Annotated in this window: 21 protein-coding genes and 3 pseudogenes; 13 read left to right on the top strand and 11 right to left on the bottom strand. The window is 59.7% G+C overall.

The window, feature by feature from the left end; genetic code table 11:
- Positions 1-59: 59 nt before the first annotated feature.
- Positions 60-2,447, top strand: coding sequence for a TonB-dependent siderophore receptor (locus B3I26_RS00590; RefSeq protein ID WP_296254232.1), 2,388 nt, complete (start codon positions 60-62; stop codon positions 2,445-2,447).
- A gap of 292 nt (positions 2,448-2,739) precedes the next feature.
- On the opposite strand, the gene B3I26_RS00585 is transcribed toward B3I26_RS00590, so the two are convergent.
- Positions 2,740-3,906, bottom strand: a complete 1,167-nt coding sequence (locus tag B3I26_RS00585; protein ID WP_296254231.1) for an MFS transporter — start codon at positions 3,904-3,906, stop codon at positions 2,740-2,742.
- Between the two features lie 344 nt (positions 3,907-4,250).
- Here B3I26_RS00585 and B3I26_RS00575 point away from each other — a divergent pair, with 344 nt between their 5' ends.
- The 3 genes and pseudogenes from B3I26_RS00575 to B3I26_RS00565 form a co-directional block, all read left to right on the top strand.
- Positions 4,251-5,162, top strand: a complete 912-nt coding sequence (locus tag B3I26_RS00575) for a LysR family transcriptional regulator (protein WP_296254230.1) — start codon at positions 4,251-4,253, stop codon at positions 5,160-5,162.
- A 95-nt stretch (positions 5,163-5,257) separates the two neighbouring features.
- On the top strand, positions 5,258-5,998 hold the full coding sequence (locus tag B3I26_RS00570) for an NAD-dependent epimerase/dehydratase family protein (RefSeq protein ID WP_296254229.1): 741 nt from the start codon (positions 5,258-5,260) through the stop codon (positions 5,996-5,998).
- Between the two features lie 114 nt (positions 5,999-6,112).
- A pseudogene (locus B3I26_RS00565) lies at positions 6,113-6,328 on the top strand (MFS transporter); the annotation flags it as partial.
- 340 nt (positions 6,329-6,668) lie between these two features.
- Here the strand turns inward: B3I26_RS00565 and B3I26_RS00560 are convergent.
- Positions 6,669-7,590: pseudogene (locus B3I26_RS00560) on the bottom strand (DMT family transporter); the annotation flags it as partial.
- A 74-nt stretch (positions 7,591-7,664) separates the two neighbouring features.
- Here B3I26_RS00560 and B3I26_RS00555 point away from each other — a divergent pair.
- A pseudogene (locus B3I26_RS00555) lies at positions 7,665-7,920 on the top strand (LysR family transcriptional regulator); the annotation flags it as partial.
- A 404-nt stretch (positions 7,921-8,324) separates the two neighbouring features.
- Positions 8,325-8,561: a hypothetical protein gene (locus tag B3I26_RS00550; protein WP_296254228.1), complete on the top strand. Its 237-nt coding sequence runs from the start codon at positions 8,325-8,327 to the stop codon at positions 8,559-8,561.
- On the opposite strand, the gene B3I26_RS00545 is transcribed toward B3I26_RS00550, so the two are convergent.
- The 5 genes from B3I26_RS00545 to B3I26_RS00525 all read right to left on the bottom strand — a co-directional run bounded on the left by B3I26_RS00545 (position 8,545) and on the right by B3I26_RS00525 (position 12,880).
- Entirely contained in the window at positions 8,545-9,618 is a 1,074-nt protein-coding gene (locus B3I26_RS00545) for a polyamine ABC transporter substrate-binding protein (protein ID WP_296254227.1), read from the bottom strand. The two genes, B3I26_RS00550 and B3I26_RS00545, sit on opposite strands and share 17 nt — an antisense overlap.
- A 58-nt stretch (positions 9,619-9,676) precedes the next feature.
- Positions 9,677-10,018 carry a cupin domain-containing protein gene (locus B3I26_RS00540; protein WP_296254226.1) on the bottom strand — a complete coding sequence of 114 codons (342 nt, stop codon included), beginning with the start codon at positions 10,016-10,018 and terminating at the stop codon, positions 9,677-9,679.
- Positions 10,015-11,439 (bottom strand): NAD(P)/FAD-dependent oxidoreductase, encoded by a 1,425-nt coding sequence (locus B3I26_RS00535; protein ID WP_296254225.1) that lies wholly within the window; start codon positions 11,437-11,439, stop codon positions 10,015-10,017. Before B3I26_RS00535 ends, B3I26_RS00540 begins: the two co-directional genes overlap by 4 nt.
- A gap of 57 nt (positions 11,440-11,496) precedes the next feature.
- The gene (locus tag B3I26_RS00530; protein WP_296254224.1) at positions 11,497-12,297 is read right to left on the bottom strand and encodes a helix-turn-helix domain-containing protein; all 801 of its coding nucleotides are present in this window, start codon (positions 12,295-12,297) and stop codon (positions 11,497-11,499) included.
- Positions 12,298-12,442: 145 nt separating this feature from the next.
- The gene (locus tag B3I26_RS00525; RefSeq protein ID WP_296254223.1) at positions 12,443-12,880 is read right to left on the bottom strand and encodes a GNAT family N-acetyltransferase; all 438 of its coding nucleotides are present in this window, start codon (positions 12,878-12,880) and stop codon (positions 12,443-12,445) included.
- 321 nt (positions 12,881-13,201) lie between these two features.
- Here B3I26_RS00525 and B3I26_RS00520 point away from each other — a divergent pair, with 321 nt between their 5' ends.
- Positions 13,202-13,882, top strand: coding sequence for a lipopolysaccharide kinase InaA family protein (locus B3I26_RS00520; protein ID WP_296254222.1), 681 nt, complete (start codon positions 13,202-13,204; stop codon positions 13,880-13,882).
- Positions 13,883-14,006: 124 nt separating this feature from the next.
- Here B3I26_RS00520 and B3I26_RS00515 read toward each other — a convergent pair whose 3' ends face one another.
- The 3 genes from B3I26_RS00515 to B3I26_RS00505 all read right to left on the bottom strand — a co-directional run bounded on the left by B3I26_RS00515 (position 14,007) and on the right by B3I26_RS00505 (position 17,064).
- Positions 14,007-14,777 (bottom strand): OBAP family protein, encoded by a 771-nt coding sequence (locus B3I26_RS00515; RefSeq protein ID WP_296254221.1) that lies wholly within the window; start codon positions 14,775-14,777, stop codon positions 14,007-14,009.
- Between the two features lie 92 nt (positions 14,778-14,869).
- The gene (locus B3I26_RS00510) at positions 14,870-15,703 is read right to left on the bottom strand and encodes a sugar phosphate isomerase/epimerase family protein (protein WP_296254220.1); all 834 of its coding nucleotides are present in this window, start codon (positions 15,701-15,703) and stop codon (positions 14,870-14,872) included.
- Positions 15,704-15,930: 227 nt separating this feature from the next.
- Positions 15,931-17,064: a sensor histidine kinase gene (locus tag B3I26_RS00505; protein WP_296254349.1), complete on the bottom strand. Its 1,134-nt coding sequence runs from the start codon at positions 17,062-17,064 to the stop codon at positions 15,931-15,933.
- A gap of 626 nt (positions 17,065-17,690) precedes the next feature.
- Between B3I26_RS00505 and B3I26_RS00500 the strand changes: the two genes are divergently transcribed.
- On the top strand, positions 17,691-18,137 hold the full coding sequence (locus B3I26_RS00500; protein ID WP_296254219.1) for a hypothetical protein: 447 nt from the start codon (positions 17,691-17,693) through the stop codon (positions 18,135-18,137).
- Here the strand turns inward: B3I26_RS00500 and B3I26_RS00495 are convergent, their stop codons facing one another.
- Positions 18,138-19,043, bottom strand: coding sequence for a polyprenyl synthetase family protein (locus tag B3I26_RS00495; protein ID WP_296254218.1), 906 nt, complete (start codon positions 19,041-19,043; stop codon positions 18,138-18,140).
- A gap of 209 nt (positions 19,044-19,252) precedes the next feature.
- On the opposite strand from B3I26_RS00495, the gene fni reads away from it, so the two are divergent.
- The 5 genes from fni to B3I26_RS00470 are packed head-to-tail and all read left to right on the top strand — an operon-like array spanning position 19,253 to position 25,227.
- Positions 19,253-20,308, top strand: a complete 1,056-nt coding sequence (fni, locus tag B3I26_RS00490; RefSeq protein WP_296254217.1) for a type 2 isopentenyl-diphosphate Delta-isomerase — start codon at positions 19,253-19,255, stop codon at positions 20,306-20,308.
- Complete coding sequence (locus tag B3I26_RS00485; RefSeq protein ID WP_296254216.1) at positions 20,305-21,579, top strand: glycosyltransferase; 1,275 nt, start codon at positions 20,305-20,307, stop codon at positions 21,577-21,579. Before fni ends, B3I26_RS00485 begins: the two co-directional genes overlap by 4 nt.
- Positions 21,576-22,742, top strand: coding sequence for a lycopene beta-cyclase CrtY (gene crtY, locus B3I26_RS00480; protein ID WP_296254215.1), 1,167 nt, complete (start codon positions 21,576-21,578; stop codon positions 22,740-22,742). Before B3I26_RS00485 ends, crtY begins: the two co-directional genes overlap by 4 nt.
- Complete coding sequence (locus B3I26_RS00475; protein ID WP_296254214.1) at positions 22,739-24,229, top strand: phytoene desaturase; 1,491 nt, start codon at positions 22,739-22,741, stop codon at positions 24,227-24,229. Before crtY ends, B3I26_RS00475 begins: the two co-directional genes overlap by 4 nt.
- On the top strand, positions 24,226-25,227 hold the full coding sequence (locus B3I26_RS00470; protein ID WP_296254213.1) for a phytoene/squalene synthase family protein: 1,002 nt from the start codon (positions 24,226-24,228) through the stop codon (positions 25,225-25,227). Before B3I26_RS00475 ends, B3I26_RS00470 begins: the two co-directional genes overlap by 4 nt.
- Positions 25,228-25,427 lie beyond the last annotated feature (200 nt).

Below are 25,427 nucleotides of genomic sequence, written 5' to 3'. Positions count from 1 at the left end.
GAAGACAGTGCTGTGCCATTTGCAGCTGTTCTGTCCTGACACCGGAGAGTCATTCATTCATGCGTCCCCAGCACCTTTGCCCGTTGGCCATTGCTGTCAGCGTTGTCGTTGCGCCTGTAAACATCACTTTCGCTGACGAGCCGACCAGCGCCGCAGCGCGGCAGATGTACGCCTTGCCTGCCGGTCCTCTGGAGGCGACCCTGATCGCGATCGGTCAGCGCAGTGGCCGTCAGGTGGTATTCCTGCCGGATGACGTCAAAGGGCGGCAGGCCCATGTGGTTTCCGGCCAGTTGAATGCAGAGCAGGCCGTCGAGCAGGCATTGCAAGGCAGCGGCTTGTCGCTATTGATCAGTGGCAGCGGAGCACTGAGCGTGCAGCCCCAGACCGGTGCGCTGACATTGGGTGTGTCGAACATCGATGCAGTGTCTGATCAGGAGTCGGCTTACGGTCCGGTCTATGGCTATGTGGCCAAACACGCGGCCAGTGCGACCAAGACTGACACGCCCCTGATCGAAACGCCGCAGTCGATTTCCGTGGTGACTCGCGCCGAGATGGACGATCGCAAGAGTGACACGCTGGCCGATGCGCTGGGCTATACCCCCGGATTCGTCAGCCAACCCAATGGCTTCAGCCGAGTGGCGGACGACTACACCTTGCGCGGTTTCAACGTTGGCTCCGGGACCGGCGGCATGCTGCTCGACGGCATGAAATTGCAGTCCAGCGTCTACGACGGCGGTGTCGAGCCGTTTGGTCTGGAGCGCGCCGAAGTGCTCAAGGGCGCGTCTTCGGTGCTGTACGGGCAGTTGTCGCCGGGCGGGTTGATCAACGCCGTGAGCAAGCGGCCCACCGACACGCCCTTGCACCGGGTCAGCGCCGAGTACGGCAGCCATGATCGCAAGCAGTACACGTTCGACCTGAGCGGTCCGCTGGACGAGCAGGGTGAATTCTCCTATCGCCTCGATGGCCTGTGGCGCGACGCCGACACTCAGGTGGATCATATCCGTGACGACAAACGCTACATCGCACCCTCGTTCACCTGGAAACCGAACGACGACACGTCGCTTACCGTGCTCGCCAGTCACACCGAAGCGCTGACCGGCCTGACTCCGCCGCTGACGTACGCCATGACCACCTACAGCCCGAATCCGGGTCGCAAGATCGGACGCGAGGATTTTGTTGGCCAGCCCGGATACGATCACTTCAACAGCCGTATCGACACCCTAGGTTATGTTTTCGAGCATAGTTTCAGTGACACGCTCAAGGTTCGCCACGCCCTGCGCTATTACCAGTCCAACGTGTCATGGGATTATCTGCTGCCGTTGAGCATTTCGGGCAACACGCTAAGTCGCCGTTACAGCGAACGCGAAGAACGCTCCACCGGCTGGACCAGCGACAACAATGTTGAATGGAAGATCGACGCAGGCCGCTGGCGTCACACACTGCTGGCGGGCGTGGACTACTACCACAAGACCTACGACACCCATCGCCACATCAGTGCGACGGTGGCGCAACTGGCACCGAGCCTGAATCTGTCTACCTTTGCCTACACCGGCGTCGGGACCAACACGGCACCGGAGTCCGGTTGGGAGATCCACAGCCGTCAGGTGGGTCTGTACCTGCAAGACCAGATCACCTTTGACGACCATTGGGTATTTCTGTTGGGTGGTCGTCAGGATTGGGCGCAAAGCCGTAATTACTCCTTCGTCAATAGCGACCGTACGCCGCGCAATGATCAGAAACCTACCGGCCGCATCGCGCTGCTTTATCTGTTCGATAACGGCGTGGCGCCCTATGTCAGCTACAGCCAGTCGTTCCAGCCTGCCGATGTGGCCAACCCCGGTGTAGCGGGGACGTTCGATCCGATCGAAGGCGAGCAGTACGAAGTGGGTATTCGTTACCAGCCGCCCGGCAGCAACACGATGCTTAGTGCGGCGGTCTACGAGCTGACCCAGACCAACGCGATCACCTACGACGCCCTGACGGCGCAGTATGAGCAATACGGCAAGAGCCGCTCCAAGGGACTGGAACTGGAGGCCAAGACCGACTTGACCGACAACATGAGCATGACGGCCGGCTACACCTACACCGATGCGCATGTGCTGGAAGACAACGTCGCCACCAACGTTGGCAAACGCCTGGAGGGGGTGCCATACCACAACGCCTCGCTCTGGACCGACTATCGTCTGGCTGCGTTCGGTCTGCCGCAGGTCAAGGTCGGCGTGGGCGCGCTGTACACCGGCACCACCCGTACCACGCCGACCGTCACCGATCGCAAGATTCCTGCGTACACCCGCTTCGATGCACGGGTCAGCTACGACATTGACGAGCATTGGCAACTGGCCGCGAAGGCGCAGAATCTGACCAATGAGTCTTACCTGTCGTGCACCACCTCATGCCGTTACGGCGATGAGCGCAGTGTCATCGGCTCTGTGAGCTACCAGTGGTAAGGCCCGGCGAAACTACGCCGTCCGACCACCGTTAGCGCTCGCGCCAATACGAGTGTGTGCGACGTCTCGGTGTCGGCGAGTTCCTGAGGGGCGCTGCGAAATGAAGGAGAAGCCGCCCCCCATGGCGGAGCATCTGCCGAGAAGAGACTGGCTCCTCCTGTGGCGCTTCCGAGCGCTTCTAGCCGTTGGGTGCCTGTCATGCCACTCCACTTCCGGCAAAAAGCGTTCAGGTGCGCATTGCTCACAAGGTCCGCCGCTGCCTGCCACCCCATCAGCGCATTCAAATTGCCTGCTATTTCAGCCCCTGCACCGCGGGAAATCCGTGCAGCTTGGCCGACCACGTCACCCTCAGTGTGGCCGCCAACAGCACAAGCAATGCAGGAGGGAAGGCTTCTACGCCGAATCGGTGGAGTAGCAAGCCGCCCACAATGCCCCCGCCAGCGATGGCGGTGTTCCAGGCAGTCACGAGCATGGATTGTGCGACATCCGATGCGTCGCCAGCCGCTTGGGCCAATGCCGTTTGAAACAGCGTTGCGGCGCCGCCAAAGGCCAGTCCCCACGCGCCTATCGCTATGAAAACGGCAACGGGTTCACTGGCCGCGATACCCAACACCAGCGCTGAAATCCCGAACAATGCGGAACTTGCCAGGGTCAGCGCCCGCAGGTGCTGGTCGATTAGCAGCCCGACGATCCAGATGCCCAGCAACGAGGTGATGCCGAAGATCAGCAGGGCCATATCCGTCTGCGACCCCAGGCCCGCCATTTGCAGAAACGGGGCGATGTAGGTGTACAGAATGTTGTGCGCGAGGACGTACGCCAGTACCACGAAGAGCACGGGGCGAATGCCGGGCAGTGTGAATACATGGCCCAGGAACAGGCGTTTTTCCTCAGTCTTGCCGGCGAAGTCCGGCACGTTGAAGCGCACCCAGGCCATCAGCAGCATGGCCTGCAGGCTAATGATGCCAAAGCACATGCGCCATCCCAGGATGTTGCCCAGAAAGGTTCCGGCCGGGACGCCCAACGAGAGCGCCAGTGGGGTGCCCACCATTGCAATCGCAATGGCGCGGCCCTTGCTGCGTTCGGGCACCAGGCGCGCGGCATAACCCGCCAATAACGCCCACAACAGCCCGGCCGCAACGCCGGCCAGAAAACGCGCCGCGAGGGTCAACGTGAAGCTGGTTGAAAACGTCGTGACCGTGTTGGCTATGGCAAAACCGGCAATGGCCGCGAGTAGCAAGGGACGGCGGCGAAATCCTTGGGTGGCCACCGTTAACGGCATGGCGGCCAGGAGCGATCCAATGGCGTAAGCGGTCACGGTTTGTCCGATCCACGCCTCGGAGACGGCCAGCCCCTGCGACATTTGGGGCAGCAGGCCCGCCGGCAGTGCCTCGGTAAGAATCGTGATGAAGGCGGCCATTGCCAGTGCCAGCAAGGGTCCATAAGGCATGTGATCGCGCATTTTTGAATTCATTGGCCTAACCCCGCGACGCCGTATGCCGCGTCTCGGAGGTCTGCGGCGAGCCGTCCCGACACGCCCTCGTACAACGTGTTAGTGGAAGCGATGACACTCAGTTCCTGCTGTCGCTTCGCCCACCGCGAAGGGGGCGCCTGGTGCACCGACGCCCCGGTGTGCGCAGACAGCTGAGATGAAAGCGTGCCGGTGGATAAAGCGAGTGGAGGGAGGGCCATGCGCGGTTCCTTCTGAAGTTCACGACCTCGCCACCATAGAAACTCCGGGATTAAAGAAAAACTGGGGTAGAGTTCGCTTTTATGCGGAGCAGAATGTCCGCAATGGAGGGCGGCGTGGAGAGCTTGAACGGCTTCGTGGTGTTTGTGCAGGTTGCTGAGAATCGCAGTTTCGTGGCGGCGGGCCGATTTCTCGGGGTATCGGCGTCGGCCATCGGCAAGAGCGTGGCGCGCCTGGAAGAGAAGCTCGGTGTTCGACTGTTTCACCGCAGCACGCGTAGCGTCACCCTGACTGCCGAAGGGATGCTGTTTTTGGAGCGCAGTCGTCGGATTCTGGCTGAAATCGAGGCCGCGCAACTGGAGCTGTCGCACGCCAGCGTCGCGCCCCGTGGACGCCTTAGGGTCAGCCTGCCCTTGGTCAGTTCGCTGGTACACCCGGTGCTCGGCGACTTTATGCGCCAGTACCCGGCCATCGAATTGGACCTGGACTTCAGCGACCGCCTGGTCGATGTGATCGAGGAAGGTTTCGACGTCGTGGTCAGAACCGGCGCGCCAACGGACTCGCGTTTATCGGCGCGTAAGCTCGGTTCTTTCCCCTCACTGTTGGTCGCCTCGCCGGATTACCTCGCAGCGCGCGGCACGCCAAAAGTACCGGCCGATCTGCTGCAACACAGCTGTCTGCACTACCGTTTTTCCCATAGCGGCAAGCTGGAGACATGGACCTTGCGCCGTGCCGCCGATGAGCCGGAGTTAGCCTTGCCTACTTCGATGATCTGCAACACCATCGAAACCCGTTTGTGCTTTGCCTTGCAGGGGCTGGGCATCGCCTATCTGCCTGAGTTCTCGGTCAGGCAGGCGCTCGCTGAGGGGCAACTGTTGACCGTTTTGCCAGATCACACGCAGCGCCATGGCGAGTTCCATTTGCTCTGGCCTGCCAGCAAACACCCTTCTCCCAAGGTGCGGGTATTCGTCGACTTTCTCTGCGCCCGGGTATTTGCGGAGAGAAATCAGACCGATTTTGGTTGCTGAGTTGAACGTCCGCTATAAGGCGATGGCCGCTATTCATCTGTTGATCGCAAAAGCTAAAAATCCAAGATCGAACCTAACGGTAAGGGGACATGCACATGAGCACGCGAAAAATCCTAGTCACAGGTGCTGCCGGTCGTATTGGCACTGCTTTTTGGACAGCGCAAGCCGATAGATTGGATTTGCGTCTCGCTGATGTAGATGCACAGAGGCTTCCAAAAACCGCACAACGTTTCTCACTTGATATCAGGGATCAGTCTAGCTGCCTTGAGGCCTGCGAAGGAATCGACACAGTGATTCATCTAGCGGCAAACCCGAGTCCGGACGCTGACTTCATGACTTCTCTGCTACCTGTAAATATTATTGGCACTTACAACATGCTGGTCGCCGCGAAGGCGCAAGGTTGCAGGCGGTTCATATTTGCGAGCAGCGCCCAGGCTATTGAGGGTTATCCAAAAGACGTCCAGGTGCATGAATATATGGCCCCTAGGCCAGGAAACTTTTATGGGGTCAGCAAAGCGTTTGGGGAGGCTCTTGCATCGATGTATGCAAACGATGGCCAGATGACAACCATCGCAGTCCGTATTGCCAACGTAGCCAAGTTTCAACATGGAGAGACGCACAGCCACCGAGATGTAGCTGCGTTTATCAGCGATAGGGATGTCGTAGCGTTACTGAGAAGTTGCGTGGATGCCGAGCTGAGCGGGTTTCATGTGATCCATGGCGTATCAGACAATAGATACAAACGCCTTTCCATTGACAAGACCCGAAAAATCGTGGGTTACGCACCCACTGACGACGGATTTGAGATTTTAGAAGGACATGCTTTACCTGAGTGATGGGCCGTCAGGCTATAAGCGTCCAGCCAAGTTACCTCCCGAATGTCATATTAAAGCAATGTGCGTACGGCTAGACGTAGGCTGTGACGCATTACCAGATGCAAGGAGTCCTGCGTGCATAAGGATTACCTTGCATTTTTAATCTCGCTTTTTCTATCAAGGCTGACGGATCAGATCCTGTTGTTTATCGTGCCGTTGGTGGTTGCAGACCACCAACAGCGCTTCATGGGCAGGGCTCGTTTTTCGTCGAATCGCTGCGACAAGTACCCGCCTGTCAGGATCCTGCACATCAGCCAGGTCTACCGGGCCTTGCTCTGTGTGCTGGCGATAGCATGGTGCCGACCGGTCACTGCATGTGTCTGCGTACGGAATGGGCCTAGGCTCTGTACGAAAAGTGGCTGCGCTCGGTGATGCTGCGTTAAAAACAGGCTCAGAATGCTCATTTACAACACGTAGACTCCGCTTCCTCGCCTGTTTTGCCTTGCCTGACCTTCGCTCGCCGACTTTTCGTACAGAACCTAGGAACGAATGTTGGAAATGCTGTTGATCGGAATACTTGCTTAAGTCAGCGATCCCTCGCCATTGGGAGGTGCTGGCGGGCAACACCTCGACCGCCGATTGAACCGCTAGAGGGAGCCGTCGAAACTGAATTGCATGACGCCTCGAAGGCTTTCCGGGCATCGGCGCGCATCACGAGCCAGATGCCTATGGCGGCAATCGCCATCCCGGCCCCCATCTGCCAGGACTGCGGTTCATCGAACATGGCCCAGGCCCAGAGCAGGGTAATCGGCGGGCTCAGGTATAGCACGCGGGTAGCGCGGGTTTCTGTGCTCCGGCGCAGGCAGAGCCAATACAGCCCATAGCCGCCGAGAGTGGACAGGCCTGTCCACAGCACGCTCAAAGCGAAGCCCGTAGTAGGAATCGGTGCCAGACTACCTTGGCTGCCTTCAATGACGGCAAAGGCGAAACTCGATACAAAGCATTGCAGCCAGAGATTGGGCAAAAGGCTCATTGATTGTGAGGTGCTGGTGCGTTTTTGCCACAATGTCGCTACCGCAAGCGACAGCATGCCCGCTACTGGCAAGGCGCAGGCCCACAGCGGTGCTTTGCCCAACCCCAGCGCACCCTGGCTAACCCACATCACGCCCATCAGCCCGACGATCTACCCCATCCAGACCTGACGCACTAACCGCTCACCAAGAAACGCGGCCGCACAGCAGCGCCATACCCAGCGGCAGCAGATCTGCGCACAGCGCAACGAGCCCGGCCGGAACGCCGAGCGTGATCCCTTGCGTCAACCCGGTCAGATACCCTGCCATTGCCAACAATCCGATCCCTGCGTGTCTCAGCAGAATGCGAAAAGAGGTTTCAAGCAGTGGTCTCCAAACGAAGGGCAACAGGAGAAGGGAAACCACTACGCAACGCCAAAATGCCACCAGCAATGCGGGTGCGTAATCAATGGACAAGCGTGCGCCGATGAATCCCGAACTCCAGCTCAGCAACAGGCCGGCTTCAAGCAAGAGCAGTGGCAGGTTCTGATGCCACCGGCGGCGCGCTATTTCTTCATGTTGAATCTGATTAGGCTCGTTCATGCACGCAGCCTGCTGAAGAGGCGTAGTCTAATAAATCAATATATCCTTTAGCAGTTGTTCATCAGGATTGAATCATGTCCGTCATTTTAGACATCGACTTGTTGCGTACCTTTCACGCTGTAGTGCGCATTGGAAATTCCGCGCGGCAGCCGAGCACTTGCATAATCGCCCGGCATCGGTGAGCGTTCAGATTAAGCGTCTTGAGGTGTGGCAGGCGGTCGGCTGCTAAACCGCGATAATCCATCACTTTCCCTCACCGAACTGGGCAGGCGCCTGTTGATCTCGACCGCTGCGTTGTTACGCACGCACGATCAGGCGTTGGCTGATCTCCTGGTGATCTGCGAAATATGACCGACCCCGCTGGGGATATGGCAAGCACTGGCTAGAATAAAACCATGCCGATGCCGAGGTGCCAGCCATGACTCTAGCCCAAGTTCTCCTGTTTCTTCCTGCAGCAGCGATCGTTGCCGTCTCGCCAGGCGCGAACAACCTGCTCGCGTTCGCAAACGGCAGCAGGCGGGGTTTGCTGCCTGCGGTGGTCGCGCCTCCTTCACTGCCCAATTCGTCGTCTTCAGTGCAATCTACATCGCGGTTGAGTTCATCGCCGCCCTAGGCTGGGCCCTCGCTGGCTGCATTATTCGATCTCTACAACCTTCGGCACGGAAGTTGTCGATCGTCAATCGCATCACGGGCGCCATGATGCTCGGGGCAGCGGTATTACTGGCTACAACCAGATGAACTTAGTGTGGGCGGCCAGGCATCGCACACCAGGCGATCATGACGCTGGCAAGCAGTCCAGCGGTCAGGGTCTGCGTACCGATGACCTGCGCCGCAACGGCTACCGGATCAGTTTTCTCAGCCCAACTGCGGTACAGCGCGTTGCCCGTTTACTCCCATGCGGCTATTCGGTCAATGACGCCGATGATTCGGTCGTCCGATGCATCGGCGATTGCCTCATTGGCCGTTCTTGATCCGGCTCCAGACCCGCGTGCGCAGTCGGTCGTTCTCCAGCGGCATAGCCTGCAGCACGAAGAGTTTCTGCATTACGCTTTCGGGCGGGTACACCATCGGGTCATTGAGGATGGCGGGGTCGATCAGAGCCTCGGCAGCGGTGTTGCCGTTGGCGTAGTGCACGTGGTTACTGATGCCCGCCATCACCTTGGGCTCCAACAGGTAGTTGAGGAACTCATAGGCGGCGGCTTCATCTGGTGCATCGGCTGGCATGGCGACCATGTCGAACCACATCGGTGAGCCTTCCTTGGGGATGGCATAAGCGATCTGCTGGCCGTTTCCGGCTTCGGTGGCTCGTGCCGCCGCCTGCATGACGTCGCCCGAGAACCCGACGACCAGGCATACGTCGCCGTTGGCCAGGTCGCTGGTGTATTTGGAGTTGTGGAAATAGCTCACATACGGGCGCACTTTTAGCAAGAGGGCCTGAGCCTTCTCATAGTCGGCCTTGTCCTTGCTGTGATGCGGCAGCCCCAGGTAGTTCAGGGCGATGGGCAGGATCTCGGGCCCGTTATCGAGCATGGCCACACCGCATTGGGCGAGTTTTTTCATGTTTTCCGGCTTGAACACGATGTCCCACGAATCGATGGGCACATCGCCCAGCACCGCCTTGACCTTGGCCACGTTGTAACCAATGCCGGTGCTGCCCCACAGGTAGGGAAAACCGTAGCGGTTACCAGGGTCGTTGGCCTCCAGGGCTTTCATCAGTGTCGGGTTGAGGTTTTGCCAGTTGGTAAGTTTGCTGCGGTCCAGCGGTTTAAGCGCGCCAGCCGTGATCTGCCGAGCCATGAAATGGTTGGAGGGAAACACGACGTCATACCCCGAATGCCCGGCCATCAGTTTGGCGTCGAGCACTTCGTTGCTGTCGTACAGGTCATATTGAGTTGGGTGCCCGGTGCGGCTGGTGAAGTTTTGCAGGGTATCCGGGGCGATGTAGCTGCTCCAGTTGTAGATCCTGACGGTGTCTGCCGCATGGGCGGTGGACGCGATGAACAATAACGGAACGATCGACTTCAACATGCGAGACCTCAACCTTTCTTTTAGGCGTTATAAGTGAAGGCAGCCTGGAAAATCCAGCTTAGAAAATCAGCACATAGCTTTTGCGAACGGTTTCTTGTACATCCCAGATTCCGGTGGTGTTCGCGGGGAACATCACAGCGTCTCCGGCCTGGATATGAAGGGGCTCACCGCCATCGGGGGTGAAGGTGCAGCGGCCCTGGATGAAATGGCAGAACTCCTGCTGCACGATCTGACGCCGCCAGCGGCCGGGTGTGCATTCCCATACGCCCGCCTCGACGCCGTCGTCGCGCGTGATGCTGGCGGTAGCGACCTGTGAAAGCCGCTCGCCCAGCGGTGCACCGACAGCGCCTGGCTCACCGAGTGATAAACGGGCGGTGTCGCGCCAATGATCGATCTTCATGCAAACGGCTCCTTGGTCTTCATCAGACGTTCCATGCATCCGGCCAGACCTTCAGCCATCTTGCGGCGCCAGCGCGGCGCATGGGGGTTGGCCAATACCCGATCTTCGTGAACGAAGCTCTGGATAATGGCGTTGTAGCCAAGCCAGCGCAGAGGCTCTGGCTCCCAGCGCGGCAGCGATGCCAATGCACGGTCGCCGAACACCCAGGGCTGGCGGGTCAGTTCGTTGTCCTGGCCTAAAATCAGCGCCGCCACGGTGCGCCCACCCAGGTTACTGGCGCCAACGCCTTCGCCGCCGTAGCCGCCGGCCAGCGCGATCTGCTGACGGAGGTCGGCAAGCATGTGCGGGTGAAAGCGCCGTGCGACACCCAGATTGCCGCCCCAGGCATGGGTCAGGCGCACGTTGCGCAGAATTGGAAACAGTTCGCTAAACAGGCGCTGACGCAATTCGCGTTCGGCGTGACTGAGTTTGAAGTCACTGCGCAGGTGGCCGCCGAAGCGATAGCCGCCGCGGGCGCCAAACACCAGGCGGTCGTCGCCACTGCGCTGACCGTAAGTCACTTGTCGGCTGTTTTCACTGAACGCCTGACCACGGTTCAAGCCGATTTCGGCCCATACATCGGCCGGCAGCGGCTCAGTGGCAACGATCAGGCTCTGTGCGGCCAGTTGATGTTTGTTCAGCGCAGGCAGCACGCTGGCGTAGCCCTCGACCGCAGGCACCACCCAGTCAGCCTTTATCCGGCCGTGTTCGGTACGGACCTGGCCTGGCTTCCAGTCGATTACCGCGCTTTGCTCGAAAATATGCACACCCATGCGCTCGACGACTTCAGCCAATCCCCGCACCAGCCGTGCTGGCTGGAGGGTCGCGCAGTGAGGTGAATAAAGCGCGCCGTAGGATCGGGCCACGTTTAACTGTTCGCGTAGAGCCGCCGGACTGAGCCAGCGGTAGTCGTCTTCGCCCAGGCCTTGCTCACGGGCGGCTGCGAGTTGCTCGCGCAGGCGTCGCTCCTGCTCGGGGTAGCGCGCCGCGCAGTACAACACTCCGCCTTTGCGCAGGTTGCAATCGATGTCCTCGGCGTGGCACACCCTCGCCACTTCGTCAGGGATTGCATGCAGCAGTTGATACCCTGCATGGCGCTGCGCGGCCGGCAAAGGGCCGAGAAGCCGGTCTTCGCCCAACAGATTACCCATCAGCCAGCCGCCATTGCGACCGGAGGCGCCGAAGCCGGCAATCTGCGACTCGACGATGGCAATCTTCAACTGTGGCGCTTGCTGTTTAAGGTAGTAAGCCGTCCATAGGCCGCTGTAACCCGCGCCAATAATGACCACATCGGCATGCAGATCCTGATGCAGCGCTGGCCGCGGCGTCAGTGTCTCGTCGAGTTGCTCCATCCACAAACTTACACCCCGCCAGCCAGCCATCACTCACTCCGTCGGTTGATTGCCGGCAGAGATTAATGCGCTGCGAAGGGTGCTGTGTTATCTGCGGGCACGCGCGTAATGGGCTTTGAGCCATGCCTTGGGGGTACAGCCGGTGTGGCTGCGAAAGGCCTTGTAGAACGCAGATGTGGAATTAAACCCCGCACTCACCGCAAGGGTGTCGATGGGCGCGTTTTCACCGTGACTGGCGAGTCGCTCAAGCAGGTAGCTCAGGCGCGCCTGAGTCACGTAGCGATAGAAGCTTTGGCCCAATACCTGATTGAGCAGGTAAGAGAGTTGATTGCGACTGTAACCGGTGGCGCTGGCGATGCGCGCAAGATTCAGATCCGGGTCGAGGAATGGCTGCTGGCGGGTGAAATAATCGGCCAGGTCCCGTGCCATGAAACTTAACTGACGCGCCGACAGCCCCAGCTTGCTGATGGCCGGGGCCTGACGACCGGCCTGCAGCGCGCCCTCGCGCACCAGCGATGCGTATTCGTTGACGCGCAGAATCAGGCCGTCGCACACCGTGATGGCTTCGCTGCTGCGAAACACGACCCGCTCGCCACTGCCCTTAAGCGCGGTCTGGTACTGGATAAACGCCGTGCAACCGTCGACGCGGATGCGGTCGTTGTGCTCAAGATACTCATCGGGCTGGCGTGGCAACGTGCCGCTGATGTAAGCGCGCAGCTCAGCCAGGCCCATGCTGCGGTTCTGGAAGAAATCGTTGTACTGCACCTGCGGGTGATAGATCGCCAGAATGGCTTCCAGGTCGCGATGCTTCCAGGCCAGGTGGTAGCGAAGCACTACGTCGAGGGTGTGCGGTGTCTGTTCGGCGGTATCGGATGGGACGATGGGCATGGGCGGGCGGGCCTGGCAACTGGGCAGAGCCAGTCTAGCCGTTGAACGGGCTTGCGCAACAACGCCGCTGATAGGCACTGGCCGGTGTCTCGACACTTCGCCATGAGCTGCTTATCGACGGGACCTCGGGACGCGTTGTGCGTGATCATCGATGATTCACTGTGCTGAGCGGCTTGAGCAGCGTATGACGACTCCAGGGGCCGCAGTATTCAACAAGACATGCCACCCGCTGATAGCCACAGCGCACATACCAGTCGGCGACCGCGTCATCCAGGCTTTCTATGAGCGTTTGCGTGCAGCCGCGCTCCAGGGCTAATGCCTCAAGTCTGTGCAACGCCTCGGCCCCCAACCCCATTCCACGCCACTGTGCGTCTACCCACAGATAGCTGATAAAAAGACGGCGAAACTCGGCTCGACCCATTGCGCCGGCGATTGACGTCCCATCGTCCATTAGCGCGCAGGCTACAGGTTGTCCATCGCCGCCCCGTACAAACGACAATGCCCGACCATGGCCAGTGACGCCATCCGAGATGGCCTGAAGATGCGCCACAGAGATGCTGCCGTTTGTTTGCCACTCCCTCATTTGTCTCTCCTCGTGCCCGTTGACAGAAAATCCAAGCAAAACAGAGGCCGATAAGGAAGGGTAAATGATCAGGTCTGGTCGCCGCGCCTGCAGTTGGGTAACCCGTGGACATGCAGATGAATCCTAAACGGTCGAATTCGAATATGATGCCCACGCCAGGAGCCGGCCCATGTTACTGGCGAGGTCGATGGCGCCTGCGGTAAAGAGCGACCCGTGGGTCGCGCCAGGCTTGTTTGTGTACCAGCCCGTTTGCGCTCGCTATACGGCTACCGGCTTGATCCTTGCTTTTAACATCCGTTTAAACACAATTCGAGATATAAGATGAAACGCGTGGCCGATGATGATTTTGATCGCTGGTGGAACACTAATGGACCCTGGGTCGAGGAGCCGAACGTCCGCCGTAAGGGCATGAGCGGGGTGCAAAAGGTCACGCACAACGGAGCGACTGTTTATGTGAAACGCCAGACCGGGCATACGTTCCGCAGCCTTCGCTATCCACTTGGCCGACCCACAGTCATGCGCGAGGGCGCGGCCCTTTCACGGCTCGATCAGCTAGGCGTATTGGCACCCAAACCTCTCTTCTTCGGTGCACGCAAAGTCAATGGCACCTGGCAGGGGTTATTGGTCACTCATGAGTTGGCGGAGTATCACGACCTGGATACCTGGTATGACGATCGGGCGCAGGCGAACCTTTCCGAGAACGATCATCTGCTGATTCTGGAAAATCTCGCCGGATTGCTGTCGAAAATGCATCGCGCGCGCCAACAGCACGGGTGTATGCGATCAAAGCATATTTTCATTAACGCCAAGGATTCGGGCCAAGGTGCTGAATACAGCCTGGCGTTGCTGGATCTCGAAAAATCCCGCGCGAGAACGACGGCTTCACGCGCAGCCCGGCACGACATTGCGCAACTTCGTCGGCATTCGGGGTGGAGCGACGCGCACTGGGATTTTTTCGTGGAGCGGTATGAGAACAAACTGGGGCATCGCGTCGTCAGTTAGTCATCTGCCTGTGGAATCAGGGCCAGGCAGCACGCATTGATGTTCAGCCTCTCAACGCTGCTGCTCTGGATAACGCTGAAGATCAGCAGCGCATTGCTTGCCTCAGCCAGCACGTGGCAGAAAGCTAGTGGCTCCGGCTGCCCGTGGGGTCTTTTATCTGAAATGAATTTCCATGGGTCCAGGCATCGGCGCCGGCATCCACAGCCGGTGCAGGAATATCCGTTCGGGCTTGTTTCTTTTCAGTGCTATCGACGCCAAATCGCGCATCGCGTTTCTGAACCAAAGCGGGATCGATCTGGCCGTCGGCGGTGAACCCCATCATCAGTTGAGGCACCCCCAGCGGCAGGTCCTTGTCCAGGTCGGTATGCCAGGTGTGCCAGGTCTTCCCGTAGGTGTGCACGAGCTTTTCCATCAGGGCATGCTCGGCGGGGGCCGGGATGCCTGGGGCAATCAGCTGGCCTGACTTCACTTCATGCACATGGCTGTGCCATAGCGCCTTCTCAGCAGGCGGCAGTTTGGCGAACAGCTGCTCGCTGATGATGTACTCGACCCCCATCAGCTTCGCATCCTTGACGTTGCCGTCGTAGATAACGCACTGGATAACCTCCTCATTCAAGATCGAGCAGTAGTGGTGAGCCTCCATTTGCGAATGGATGTGGCCGTTGTAGAAGTGGAAGCCGTCCAGGTAGGCGTTTAACGCATCGATAGGCGGGCGTGATTGAAGCATATCGGCACCGGCTTCAAGGGCCTTGGTCGAGGGCGTCTCGGATGCCCCTGGAGCGTTTACCTGGGATGCGCTGTTGTTATCCGCACACGCGGTGATAGCCAATGTCGCTATCAGTGCATACGGCAGTTTTCTGGCTGCGCTGTGGTTGGATGGGGGCCTGCTGTCCATGCTTAACTCCTTGTTATGCCTATTGTGAATGCGCGTGAGGTCGAGGGCAGTCTGGTTTCGTCGCTTGTTGGGCGGATGAGTGCCACGCTCGGCTAGGAATGGAGCTTGTCGTACTGGCGAGTGCTGCGCTCGACGGCGGCCGTGATCGATGCCTTGCTTTGCCACAAGGAATCCGAGACGTCTTCTGAAAATATTTCCAGGACCACATCACCGCTGTACCCGGTCTTTGCAATGGCCTGAAACAGTGCGGGGAAGGGTATTTGACCGTCGCCCAGGGCCAGTCGGTCGTGCAGGGAGCGAGGTCGGCGCCAGTCGGCCACCTGCACGATGAACGGCTGCGGCCCCCGGGCAATGCTGCTGAGCAACGCCTGATCCTGCCAGCTGTTGTAGAGATCCAGGCACAGCCCGAACGCTTCAGCGCCTACCGCCGCCGCCATTTCCTGTGCCTGCGAGTAGGTGCACAGAATCGAGTTCCGGTTCATCAACGACGGCGCCAAGGCTTCGAGCGCGATGAGCATCCCATGTTGATCGGCGTGCGCCGCGAGCGTCTGGTAGTGCCCTACGCACTCGTCCCATACACGGGCTTCGTTGCCGCCGTCGGCGCCGGTGTTGGTGACCAACGGCAGCCCTGGGAAAAAATCGGCAAACAGTTCGACCGACTTCACCAGCTTGGCCAATCGCTGCTGTGGATCAGTCGGGTCGGGCATTGAGGCAGAAGGGAAGATGGTGAGGTTTCGCGGTTGTATCGAGGTGACGCGAACGCCGCTGTCGCGGATCAGCGCCAACTGATCACGCGCTTGCGACGGATCCTGGGACAGTTTCTTTTCCGCTATCTCCAGTGCGCAGCCCAAGCGACGACACAGCACCAGATCCTCGGCCAGGGTCAGGGGTGTGGTGGTGATTTGACTGATCGAAAGTTTCTGCATGGGCATTCCCGTCTGAACTGAAAGCTTTCAAGCGACGCAATGGACAAGCAAGAAAGGCGTGGTTTCGAGAACGTTAGGAACCCGCAATCAGGGTTGGTTCATCGGATTTGCTGGCTCGTAGCGCCAGGTCTGCCAGAGCGGCGCATGAATGACGAGCGAGCGGGTGCCATGTTTGCACGAGCGTTAGTTGAACACCGATCGTGATCTGGAAGCTGACATGCAGGCTATCAAGCAGACACCCGGACCAACGGGATATTCACCAGGAAACTGGTGCCGGATTCGGTATCCGAGGCTACCTCTATGCGGCCTCCGTGCGCGGCCACCACCTGCGCGACGATGAACAGCCCCAGTCCCAGACTCGCATAAGGCCCATAATCCGCCGTCGATTGCGGGGAGTAACGCCCCATCGGGTTGAAGATAAAGGGTAAAACCTCCGGGGAGATGGTGCTGCCGCTGTTGTGAACGCTAAACAACAGCGCACCGTTGGAAGTGCTCAGCGTCACGGTGATCGGCAAATTCCCGGCGCCGTGCTGCACCGCATTGGTGATCAGGTTGGAGAAAACCTGCTCCAGCCGAGCGACGTCGAACTGGCCCTGGAGGGCATGAACCGACGTGAGGACAATGTTGGCTTCCGGATAAACCGTGCGGGACTCTTCGACAATCCTGGCGCAGACCGGTGCTATATCCACCAACGACTGCTTGATCGGGATACCAGGCCCCAGTTGAGAGCGGGTGAAGTCCAGAAGGTCAGCGACGATCTGACTGGCGCGCTTTACGCTGGCGTAAATGCGTGACGAAATCTTCGTCGCTCGCGCGCCAAGCTCATCGGTGCGCAACAGTACATCTGCCCCAAGGAGAATCGCGCTCAGCGGCGTGCGCAGGTCATGGCCCAGGATGCCCAGGAAGATATTGCGTGATGCCTGGACAGCTTTGGTATAGCTGGAGATTGACTCAGCCAGCGCCTGATCGATGGCTTCATTGAACCGGATCATGTCCTCGACTTCAAAGGCGACGCCGGATTTCACCTGTTTCATCCAGTGACTGATGACGCTTGCCCGTAACGCCCTGAACTCGGAGACCACCTGATCGATCGAGAACCCCGCCATCAGTCGCGTCACGGCATGAGAAGTCGCCGCAGAACTTTCCCCGGAAGCGCCGTGACCTTGAGATTTTTCGACTTGTTGTTTGGGGCTTTGCTCAGTGGTGAGGTCGGCGGCAATGGTGCGAAGCATCAGTTCGGCATGGTCGCGCAGCGCCTCTGGATCGAGGGGTTTGCCCTCGGTCTGCATCGTGCGCGCGAAGTCTTCCCATTCCTGCACGATGGGTTCGATATTGTTGATCAGAAAGTCGCAGAGACGCATAGCCATTCAATCCCGATGGATGAAGCGCGCCCAGCGCAGCACTCCGATCAGGTGAGTAAAACATTAATACGCCTCTGGCAGTGAATTAGCTGGCGCTGGGCATCGGTTTCGGCAGATGCGCTTCACTATTCAGTGCCCGTGGCCTACTACCGATTCAGGCACATACAGCCGACGGCCCATGGGCGGATCGGGAGGGCGGGTAGCGGATACAGGGGTAGGCAAGGGGGGGCGAGATCGGGAACATGCAAGGTGCGACCGATCTCGGTGTTGCCATGGATCAGAAAATGAACTTGAACAACGCAATGACCACGATCAGGCCAATCAGGAAGATGATACCGATGGTACTGCCTAGAAACTTCAACATAACTGTCACTCACATCAATGGGCTTGATTGCTAGACCTTTCGCATCACAGCTTGGTTCGGTTAATTTGAACGGGACGCCGAAAAGTCGGTTGAGCGAACAGCACGATGCACCTTTCCAAGCCAAGGACCATAAGCCCACCACATCAAGCCCAGACCACACAGCGGCAAGGCAGGTGAGCTAAACAGTCGTGGCTGGCTTAAGCTAGTGCCTCTGCCAATAACTCATGAGCAAGGCTTAACCATGCATCGACTGCTTGTTTTGATGACTCTACTTTTCAGCGTGCACGCCGGCGCCGACGAGGCCGTCGTGCCGGTGGTGAAATGGACGCTGCTGGATCAGAACGATAAGGCGTACACCCTGGATGACAACGCCCAGGTGCTGCTGATTGCTCGCAGCATGGCGGCGGCCAAATTGGTCAATGCGGCTGTCGAGGATGCCTCGGCAGGGTATCTGGAAAGTCGTCGCATGGTTTACGTCGCCGATATCGAGATGATGCCGTCGCTGATCAAGGTGGTGGCGGTTCCTGCGATGCGCTCGGCGAAATACAGAATCCTGCTGGACCGCGATGGCAGGGTAGCGAAGCAATACAACGGCGACAGAGACTCGGTTCAGTGGCTGACCTTGAAAAACGGCACTGTGGTGCAGGAACAGCGCTTCACTGACGGCGCGAAACTCAAGCAGGCCGTCGCCGAACACGCGCAACCCTGATCACGCAGTCAGGGCCGCTTTTGTGAAGACCATCTTCATGTATCCCGCAATCAACGGCGAATCACCGAAGACCTGACGAAGGCTGAGTTCCGCGTTGCAAAGATGTACATGCAATTGCTCTTTGACCCTGTCTTGGCCATACAGCGAAACAAACGTGGATTTGCCAGCGTCCTTGCCTTGATCCTTGTCACTGTCAGGCCAACAGTCGCGCAGATCGTCGTACATCTGGAACGCCTGTCCCAGTTCCATGGCAAAGGCCTGCAGCGTCGGCCTGACATTCTCTTCGCGATTGCTGATCAACCAGGCCATGTCCACGATGGCGCCGAAGAGGACACCGGTTTTGAGGTTGTTGGTCATGGCGATTTCTTCAGGGCCGCGAGACTGCTGCCCGTCACGCAGATCCTGGTACTGACCGCGCACCAGCCCCTGCATGCCGACCGCATTGGCGGCCAGTTCGACAAGTTGAGTCCTGACGGCGGGTGATAAATCGCTGATCGAGGCGATGACGCCGAAGGCGCGGCTCAGCAGCGCCACGGCGGTGAGAATCGCTACGTCCTCGCCGAACTTCAAATGCACCGTAGGCCGACCGCGTCTGAGCGACGCATTATCCATGCACGGCATGTCATCAAGCACCAACGATGCCGCGTGGATCAGTTCCACGGCGCAGCCCAGGTCCAGTCCACAAGAACCGTTGTGTCCCAACCCTTCGGCAGCCAGTATCAGCAAAATCGGACGCATGCGTTTGCCTGGCGCCAGTGTGGATTCCCGCATCGCCAGAGCGACCAGATCCCGCTCGTTGCCATTGTCGGGCAGCAACTCATCCAGCCGCTTCTCGATGGACGCGCGTACCTGCGAGAGACGCTCGGTGAAACCGTGATCGAGGGTGGCACCTGAGTCCATGGTCATCGGGGTTATTACCTCTGTAGTGGCACGTGAGCGTTTGGCCCGTATCCTTTGCACTCTAGACGCCACAAATGCGGAACGACTGCGCGTAACGGCTGCCTCAGTTTGAAGCAATCTTGTACAAAACTTGTGTAAATTGCCATTTTTGTACAAGTTTGCTCTGCAAGATGACCACGCCGGGTGGGAAATGATTCCAGCAATCTGGGGCTTGTATGAGTGAAAGCGATCTGAGTCGACGCAAGGACGATCACCTGAACATCGTGCTGGACCGGCGCGCCGGCGCTCATGGCGTGGGTACCGGGTTCGATGCGCTGCAATTGGAGCACTGTGCACTGCCGGAATTGGATCTGGAGGCCGTTGACCTAAGCAGTTCTCTGGCAGGCAAATCGCTGCGGGCACCACTGCTGATCAGCTCCATGACAGGCGGCGCGGACCGGTCTGTCGCCATCAACCGCCATTTGGCCGAGGCCGCGCAGGCACTGGGCATTGCGATGGGCGTCGGGTCCCAGCGCGTGGGGCTTAGGAGCGGCAATGATCAGGGCCTGACCCGCGAGTTGCGCCGCCTGGCGCCGGATATCCCGCTGCTGGGCAATATCGGTGCTGCTCAGCTGTTGGAGCACGATGGTCTGGATCTCGCGCGCCGGTCGGTAGACACCTTGCAGGCCGATGCGCTGATCATTCATCTCAACCCGCTGCAGGAGGCGGTTCAGGCAGAGGGCGACAGAAACTGGCGTGGCGTTCTGGAAGCTATTCGCCTTACCGTCGAAACCGTCGGCGTCCCCGTGATCGTCAAGGAGGTCGGGGCCGGCATATCGGCTCAGGTGGCCGTGGCGCTGGCGCGTGCCGGGGTGCAGGTCATTGATGTCGCAGGCTTGGGCGGAACCAGTTGGGCTGCTGTCGAAGCCGAGCGCGCGGTGCGGCCTGCGGACCGCAAAGTGGCCGCTGCGTTTGCTCACTGGGGAATTCCCACCGCCACCAGTCTCAAGATGGTCCGGCAGGCGCTCCCGGAGATGACTCTGATCGCGTCCGGTGGGATCCGTAACGGCGTCGACGCCGCCAAAGCCATCGCCTTGGGAGCGGATCTGGTCGGGCAGGCGGCAGGCGTGCTCCGCGACGCCACGCTATCGACCGCGGCGGTCATCGAGCACTTCGACATTGTCATCAGGCAGCTGCGGATCGCCTGCTTCTGCACCGGCTCGTCAGACCTGGCGGCGCTGCGCAACGCGCGCCTGTTGTCCGTCGAACCTACAGTGCTGCCACGTTCATGAGCCACTTCGGGGTTGTTGCGCCAGCGTTTTTCAGCCATTTCCAGGCTTTTCAAGCGCTGGCATCGGAGCTGATCGACCGAGGTCACAAGGTTACGTTCTTCCAGCAAGCCGACGCGCGTCGCTGGCTGACGGACCCGCGTGTCGGCTTTCACGCCCTCGGCGCAGTCAGCCATCCGCCCGGCAGCCTTGATCAGGTCTTGAAACGCGCAGCCACTTCCAACAATCCGTGGCGCCTGCGTGGCGTCATCCGCGATCTGTGCACCACCACCAGAATGCTTTGCATCGAACTCCCCGGCGCGTTGAGTCAGAGGGGTATAGACACGCTGCTTTGTGATCAGATGGAGGCGTCGGGAGGGTTGGTAGCAGAGGCCCTGGATATACCGTTCGTTTCCGTGGCTTGCGCGCTGCCAGTCAACCGCGAACCGCAGATCCCGCTGGCCGTCATGCCCTTTGCCTATGGTTCGGATGAACGCAGTCGGCGTATGTATGAAGGCAGCCAGCGCGTGTATGACTGGCTGATGCAGCCGCTGCGCGATGTCATTCGCGAGGCCTGTCGAACCTTTGCCATCGAGCCGCGTGATGGCCTTCATCAATGTCTCTCACCCTACGCTCAGATCAGTCAGACGATTACCGGATTCGATCTTCCGAGGTCTGATTTGCCTGCAACCTTTCATGCCGTCGGGCCCATGCGCACGGCGAGCCAACCGATTACGGGGGCGTGGCAAATCGACCCTGAACGCCCCTTTGTCTTTGCCAGCCTGGGTACGCTTCAGGGTGGACGTATGGGCATGTTTGCGCAGGTGGCCAAGGCTTGCGCGCGGCTCAAGGTGCAGTTGTTAATAGCGCACTGCGGTGGCTTGGGCGCTGCTCAGGAAGAACGACTCAGGCGCAGCGGAGCCACCTGGGTCACCGATTTCGCGCCACAACAGTGGGCGCTGGAGCAGGCCAGTGCGGTGGTGACTCATGGCGGGCTCAACACGGTGATGGATGCCATCAAGGCGTGTACCCCGATGCTGGTCATGCCGATTGGCTTCGATCAGCCGGGCGTGGCTGCGCGGGTCAGCTACACCGGTGCAGGGTTGCAACTGAGCCGTCGAGCGCGGGCCGCGCGTATTCAGGGTGCACTGGCTCAACTTCTCGATCAGCCCCTTGAGCCGCTACAGCGACTGGCGCAAGAGCTTGACCAAGCGGGCGGAACCCCACGCGCGGCCGACATTGTCGAACAGGTGGTCCGCACCGGCGAGCCTGTCCTGGCAGGCTTTGCCTTATGAAGTACGACCTCATTCTTGCCGGTACTGGCCTGGCCAACGGGCTGATTGCCTGGCGACTCAGGCAGCTGCGACCCGAACTGCGCGTACTGTGCATCGAAGAGCAGCCGAGCATTGGCGGCAACCACACCTGGTCGTTTCACGAGGGCGACCTCAATGCAGCGCAGCGTGAATGGATCGCGCCGCTGGTGGTGCACAAATGGTCCAGCTACGAGGTGCATTTTCCGGCCCGCTCGCGGCGGCTGGCCTCAGGCTACGCCAGCATTACCTCCGAGCGCTTCGTGCAGGTCATCGGGGCCGCGCTGGGTGATGATGTGCGCACAGGGCAAACCATCGCTCAGGTGCATCCGCACTCGGTATTGCTCGCAAGCGGTGAATGCCTCAAGGCCAGTGCAGTTATCGACGGTCGCGGCGTGAGGGACAGCGAACATATGGTGTTGGGGCGTCAGGCATTTCTGGGCCAGTTGCTGCAGCTAACGGCGCCCCACGGTCTTGAGTCGCCGATCATCATGGATGCGCGAGTGGCCCAGGGAGACGGCTACCGCTTCGTTTATGTTCTGCCGTTTACGCCGGACACCGTGCTGGTGGAAGACACTCATTACGTGGACCGTCATGCGCTTTGCGCCGAACAGCTGCGCGCCCACATCAGCGAATACGTGCGCGAGCAGGGGTGGACAGTGTCTGCCTGTCTGCGCGAAGAGGAAGGCGTGTTGCCGATCACCCTGGCAGGCGATTTCTCCCGCTTCTGGCCTGAAGAGGACGGACAACCGCGCGCGGGATTACGCGCCGGTTTGTTTCACTGCACCACCGGTTATTCACTGCCCCATGCCGTACGGGTGGCGGACTGGATCGTGCAGCAACGCGATCTGGATGCCGAGTCGCTGGCAAAGGGAATGCGCGCATTCGCTTACCGGGCCTGGCGCCAACAGCGGTTCTATCGCTTGCTCAATCGCACGCTGTTTCTGGCCGGACGACCTCAGGACCGCTGGCAGGTCATGCAGCGCTTCTACGGGCTGTCCGAAGACCTGATCAGGCGGTTTTACGCAGGCAACAGCAGCACGTGCGATAAGTTGCGCGTGGTCTCGGGCAAGCCGCCTGTCCCCATCAAGCAGGCCATCGATGCAATGCGTCGTTACCTGCCCAGCCATTACGAGAACCGAGAATGAGCAACGCAAAAAAAGCCATCGTGATTGGCGCAGGGTTCGGTGGTCTGGCGCTGGCCATCCGCCTTCAGGCCGCAGGCGTGCAGACGACATTGCTGGAAAAGCGCGACAAACCCGGTGGTCGCGCATACGTGTATGAGGATCAGGGTTTCACCTTCGATGCCGGTCCCACGGTGATCACCGATCCGACGGCCATCGAGGCGCTGTTCAGCGCAGCTGGCAAGTCGATGCGTGACTATGTCGAGCTGCTCCCCGTGTCACCGTTTTATCAACTGCGCTGGGAGGATGGCTCACGGTTCGATTACGCCAATGACCAAGCGTTGCTGGACCGGCAGATTGCAGCGTTAAATCCCAATGATGTCGCCGGTTACCGCGGGTTCCTGGCTTATTCCAAAGCGGTATTTCGCGAAGGTTATCTGAAGCTGGGCGCTGTGCCTTTTCTATCCTTTCGCGACATGATCCAGGCCGGCCCGCAGCTGGCGCGGCTGCAGGCCTGGCGCAGCGTCTATTCGATGGTTTCGAAATTCATTGAAGATGACAAGCTGCGCCAAGCGTTTTCCTTTCACTCGTTACTGGTGGGCGGGAATCCGTTTTCGACCTCTTCGATCTACACCCTGATTCATGCGCTGGAGCGGGAGTGGGGCGTGTGGTTTCCCAAGGGTGGCACGGGGGCGTTGGTGCAGGCCATGGTCGGGCTGTTTGAGGACATCGGCGGGCGGTTCGAGCTTAATGCAGATGTCGCCAGTATCGAGGTCGATGCCGGTAGAGCCACAGGCGTGCGCCTGGCGGACGGTCGGCAACTGCTGGCCGATTGTGTCGCCTCGAATGCCGATGTGATGCACACCTACGCCAAGCTGCTGGGAGCGCATCCCAGAGGCAAAGAGCAAAGCGCCCGGCTCAAAGGCAAGCGATACAGCAACTCGCTGTTTGTCATTCACTTCGGGCTCAAGCGGCCACAGCCCCAATTGCAACATCACACGGTGTGCTTTGGGCCACGCTATCGCGCGTTGATCCAGGAAATCTTCAAGGGCGAGGCCCTGGCCGAGGATTTTTCCCTGTACCTGCACGCCCCGTGCATTACCGATCCAAGCCTTGCTCCGCCCGGATGCTCCAGCCATTACGTGCTGTCGCCGGTGCCGCATTTAGGCAACGCCCCCATTGATTGGGAAACAGAAGGGCCGCGTTATCGGGACCGAATTTTCGACTACCTTGAAAAGCACTACATACCGGGGCTGCGCGAGGACCTGGTGACCTGTCGCATCTTCACGCCCGAGGATTTCCGCAGCGAGTTGAACGCGCACCTGGGGTCGGCATTTTCCCTTGAGCCCATCCTCACTCAAAGCGCCTGGTTCCGCCCGCACAATCGCGATGCGAGCCTGCGCAACGTTTACCTGGTGGGCGCCGGTACGCATCCCGGTGCAGGGGTACCAGGCGTGATTGGATCGGCAAAAGCCACCGCGAGCCTGATGCTAGAGGATCTGCACCTGTGAAGGTGGTTGAAGGCGGCGATCAGCAGTTGCTCGATCACGCGACCACGAGCATTGCCGTTGGCTCGAAGAGTTTCGCAGCGGCGTCGCGCCTGTTCGACCCGGCTACACGCCGCAGTGCGGTCATGCTCTACGCCTGGTGCCGTCATTGTGACGACGTGATCGACGGACAACAAGCGGGGCACTCGGCAACGGTTGTGGGGCAGGCTGAGGTTCATGAGCGACTGGCAAGCCTGGTTGCGCAAACCCAGGCGGTCTACGCAGGGCTTGCCGTGCACACGCAGGCGTTTGCCGCGTTCCGCGAAGTGGTGATGGGTCATCGGATTCGCGAGACCTATGCGCTCGAACATTTGTCCGGGTTTGCGATGGATGTTCAGCAAAGGCAGTACGAGCATATCGACGATACCCTGGACTACTGCTATCACGTGGCCGGAGTGGTCGGGCTGATGATGGCTCAGGTCATGGGGGTCAGCGATGAGCAGACGCTGGATCGAGCGTGCGATCTGGGAATGGGCTTCCAACTCACCAACATCGCCCGCGACATCATCGAAGACGCCAGCGTCGGTCGCTGTTATCTGCCACGCACCTGGCTCGACGAGTTTTCGATCCCGCCACAGAACCTCGCGCAGATCCAGTATCGGGAATCATTGGCAGTGCTGGCGCAAAGGCTGGTCGACATGGCAGAGCCGTTCTATGCGAGCGCACAAGCGGGGCTGACTGCGTTGCCCTGGCGCTCGGCGTGGGCGGTGGCGACCGCCAGCGGCGTCTACCGCGCGATCGGTATTCAGGTCAGAAAGCGAGGCGCACATGCTTGGGACGCTCGCGTCTCGACCTCGACGCTCGAAAAGGCACGCCTGGTACTGGCCGGGCTGTGGGGAGCCGTTGCTTCGCGCGGTCGTCAATGGCCGGCACGCCCTGCTGAGCTATGGCAACGTCCCCATCACGCTTATCCAGCGGCTGAGCATGGCGTTCGCGCAGCTGCTGCCCAGGCGCAGCGGTAACGAAAGTTACTGATCGTTCCCGCGCTCGGCGTGGGAGCGCTGGCCAGGGCGCTCCTTGCTCACCGGCACCGGCGTAGCGCGTCACGAATGAGTTCCCACGTCGAGCATCGTCGCCCTCTACCACGCAGCAACGTCAGCGCTTGCTCTTGAGCGTCACGAGTCGGTAGGTGCAACGCTGGATATATACAGTTTGACTGTAT

The sequence above is a fragment of the Pseudomonas sp. UBA5706 genome (genome assembly GCF_002419965.1).
In the GTDB taxonomy this organism is placed as follows: domain Bacteria; phylum Pseudomonadota; class Gammaproteobacteria; order Pseudomonadales; family Pseudomonadaceae; genus Aquipseudomonas.
The sequence above is the reverse complement of the archived record's forward strand: the minus strand, read 5'-3'. Positions and strand labels throughout refer to the sequence as shown.

Bases quoted from the DNA above. Each gene is read 5' to 3' on its own strand.
- B3I26_RS00500 (WP_296254219.1), top strand. From the start codon at position 17,691: ATGACTCTACTTTTCAGCGTGCACGCCGGCGCCGACGAGGCCGTCGTG.
- B3I26_RS00515 (WP_296254221.1), bottom strand. From the start codon at position 14,777: ATGGACAGCAGGCCCCCATCCAACCACAGCGCAGCCAGAAAACTGCCG.
- B3I26_RS00530 (WP_296254224.1), bottom strand. From the start codon at position 12,297: ATGCCCATCGTCCCATCCGATACCGCCGAACAGACACCGCACACCCTC.
- B3I26_RS00510 (WP_296254220.1), bottom strand. From the start codon at position 15,703: ATGCAGAAACTTTCGATCAGTCAAATCACCACCACACCCCTGACCCTG.
- B3I26_RS00585 (WP_296254231.1), bottom strand. From the start codon at position 3,906: ATGCGCGATCACATGCCTTATGGACCCTTGCTGGCACTGGCAATGGCC.
- crtY (WP_296254215.1), top strand. From the start codon at position 21,576: ATGAAGTACGACCTCATTCTTGCCGGTACTGGCCTGGCCAACGGGCTG.
- B3I26_RS00535 (WP_296254225.1), bottom strand. From the start codon at position 11,439: ATGGCTGGCTGGCGGGGTGTAAGTTTGTGGATGGAGCAACTCGACGAG.
- B3I26_RS00525 (WP_296254223.1), bottom strand. From the start codon at position 12,880: ATGAGGGAGTGGCAAACAAACGGCAGCATCTCTGTGGCGCATCTTCAG.
- B3I26_RS00485 (WP_296254216.1), top strand. From the start codon at position 20,305: ATGAGCCACTTCGGGGTTGTTGCGCCAGCGTTTTTCAGCCATTTCCAG.
- B3I26_RS00570 (WP_296254229.1), top strand. From the start codon at position 5,258: ATGAGCACGCGAAAAATCCTAGTCACAGGTGCTGCCGGTCGTATTGGC.
- B3I26_RS00520 (WP_296254222.1), top strand. From the start codon at position 13,202: ATGAAACGCGTGGCCGATGATGATTTTGATCGCTGGTGGAACACTAAT.
- B3I26_RS00495 (WP_296254218.1), bottom strand. From the start codon at position 19,043: ATGACCATGGACTCAGGTGCCACCCTCGATCACGGTTTCACCGAGCGT.
- B3I26_RS00505 (WP_296254349.1), bottom strand. From the start codon at position 17,064: ATGCGTCTCTGCGACTTTCTGATCAACAATATCGAACCCATCGTGCAG.
- B3I26_RS00550 (WP_296254228.1), top strand. From the start codon at position 8,325: ATGAACTTAGTGTGGGCGGCCAGGCATCGCACACCAGGCGATCATGAC.
- B3I26_RS00590 (WP_296254232.1), top strand. From the start codon at position 60: ATGCGTCCCCAGCACCTTTGCCCGTTGGCCATTGCTGTCAGCGTTGTC.
- B3I26_RS00475 (WP_296254214.1), top strand. From the start codon at position 22,739: ATGAGCAACGCAAAAAAAGCCATCGTGATTGGCGCAGGGTTCGGTGGT.
- B3I26_RS00545 (WP_296254227.1), bottom strand. From the start codon at position 9,618: ATGTTGAAGTCGATCGTTCCGTTATTGTTCATCGCGTCCACCGCCCAT.
- fni (WP_296254217.1), top strand. From the start codon at position 19,253: ATGAGTGAAAGCGATCTGAGTCGACGCAAGGACGATCACCTGAACATC.
- B3I26_RS00540 (WP_296254226.1), bottom strand. From the start codon at position 10,018: ATGAAGATCGATCATTGGCGCGACACCGCCCGTTTATCACTCGGTGAG.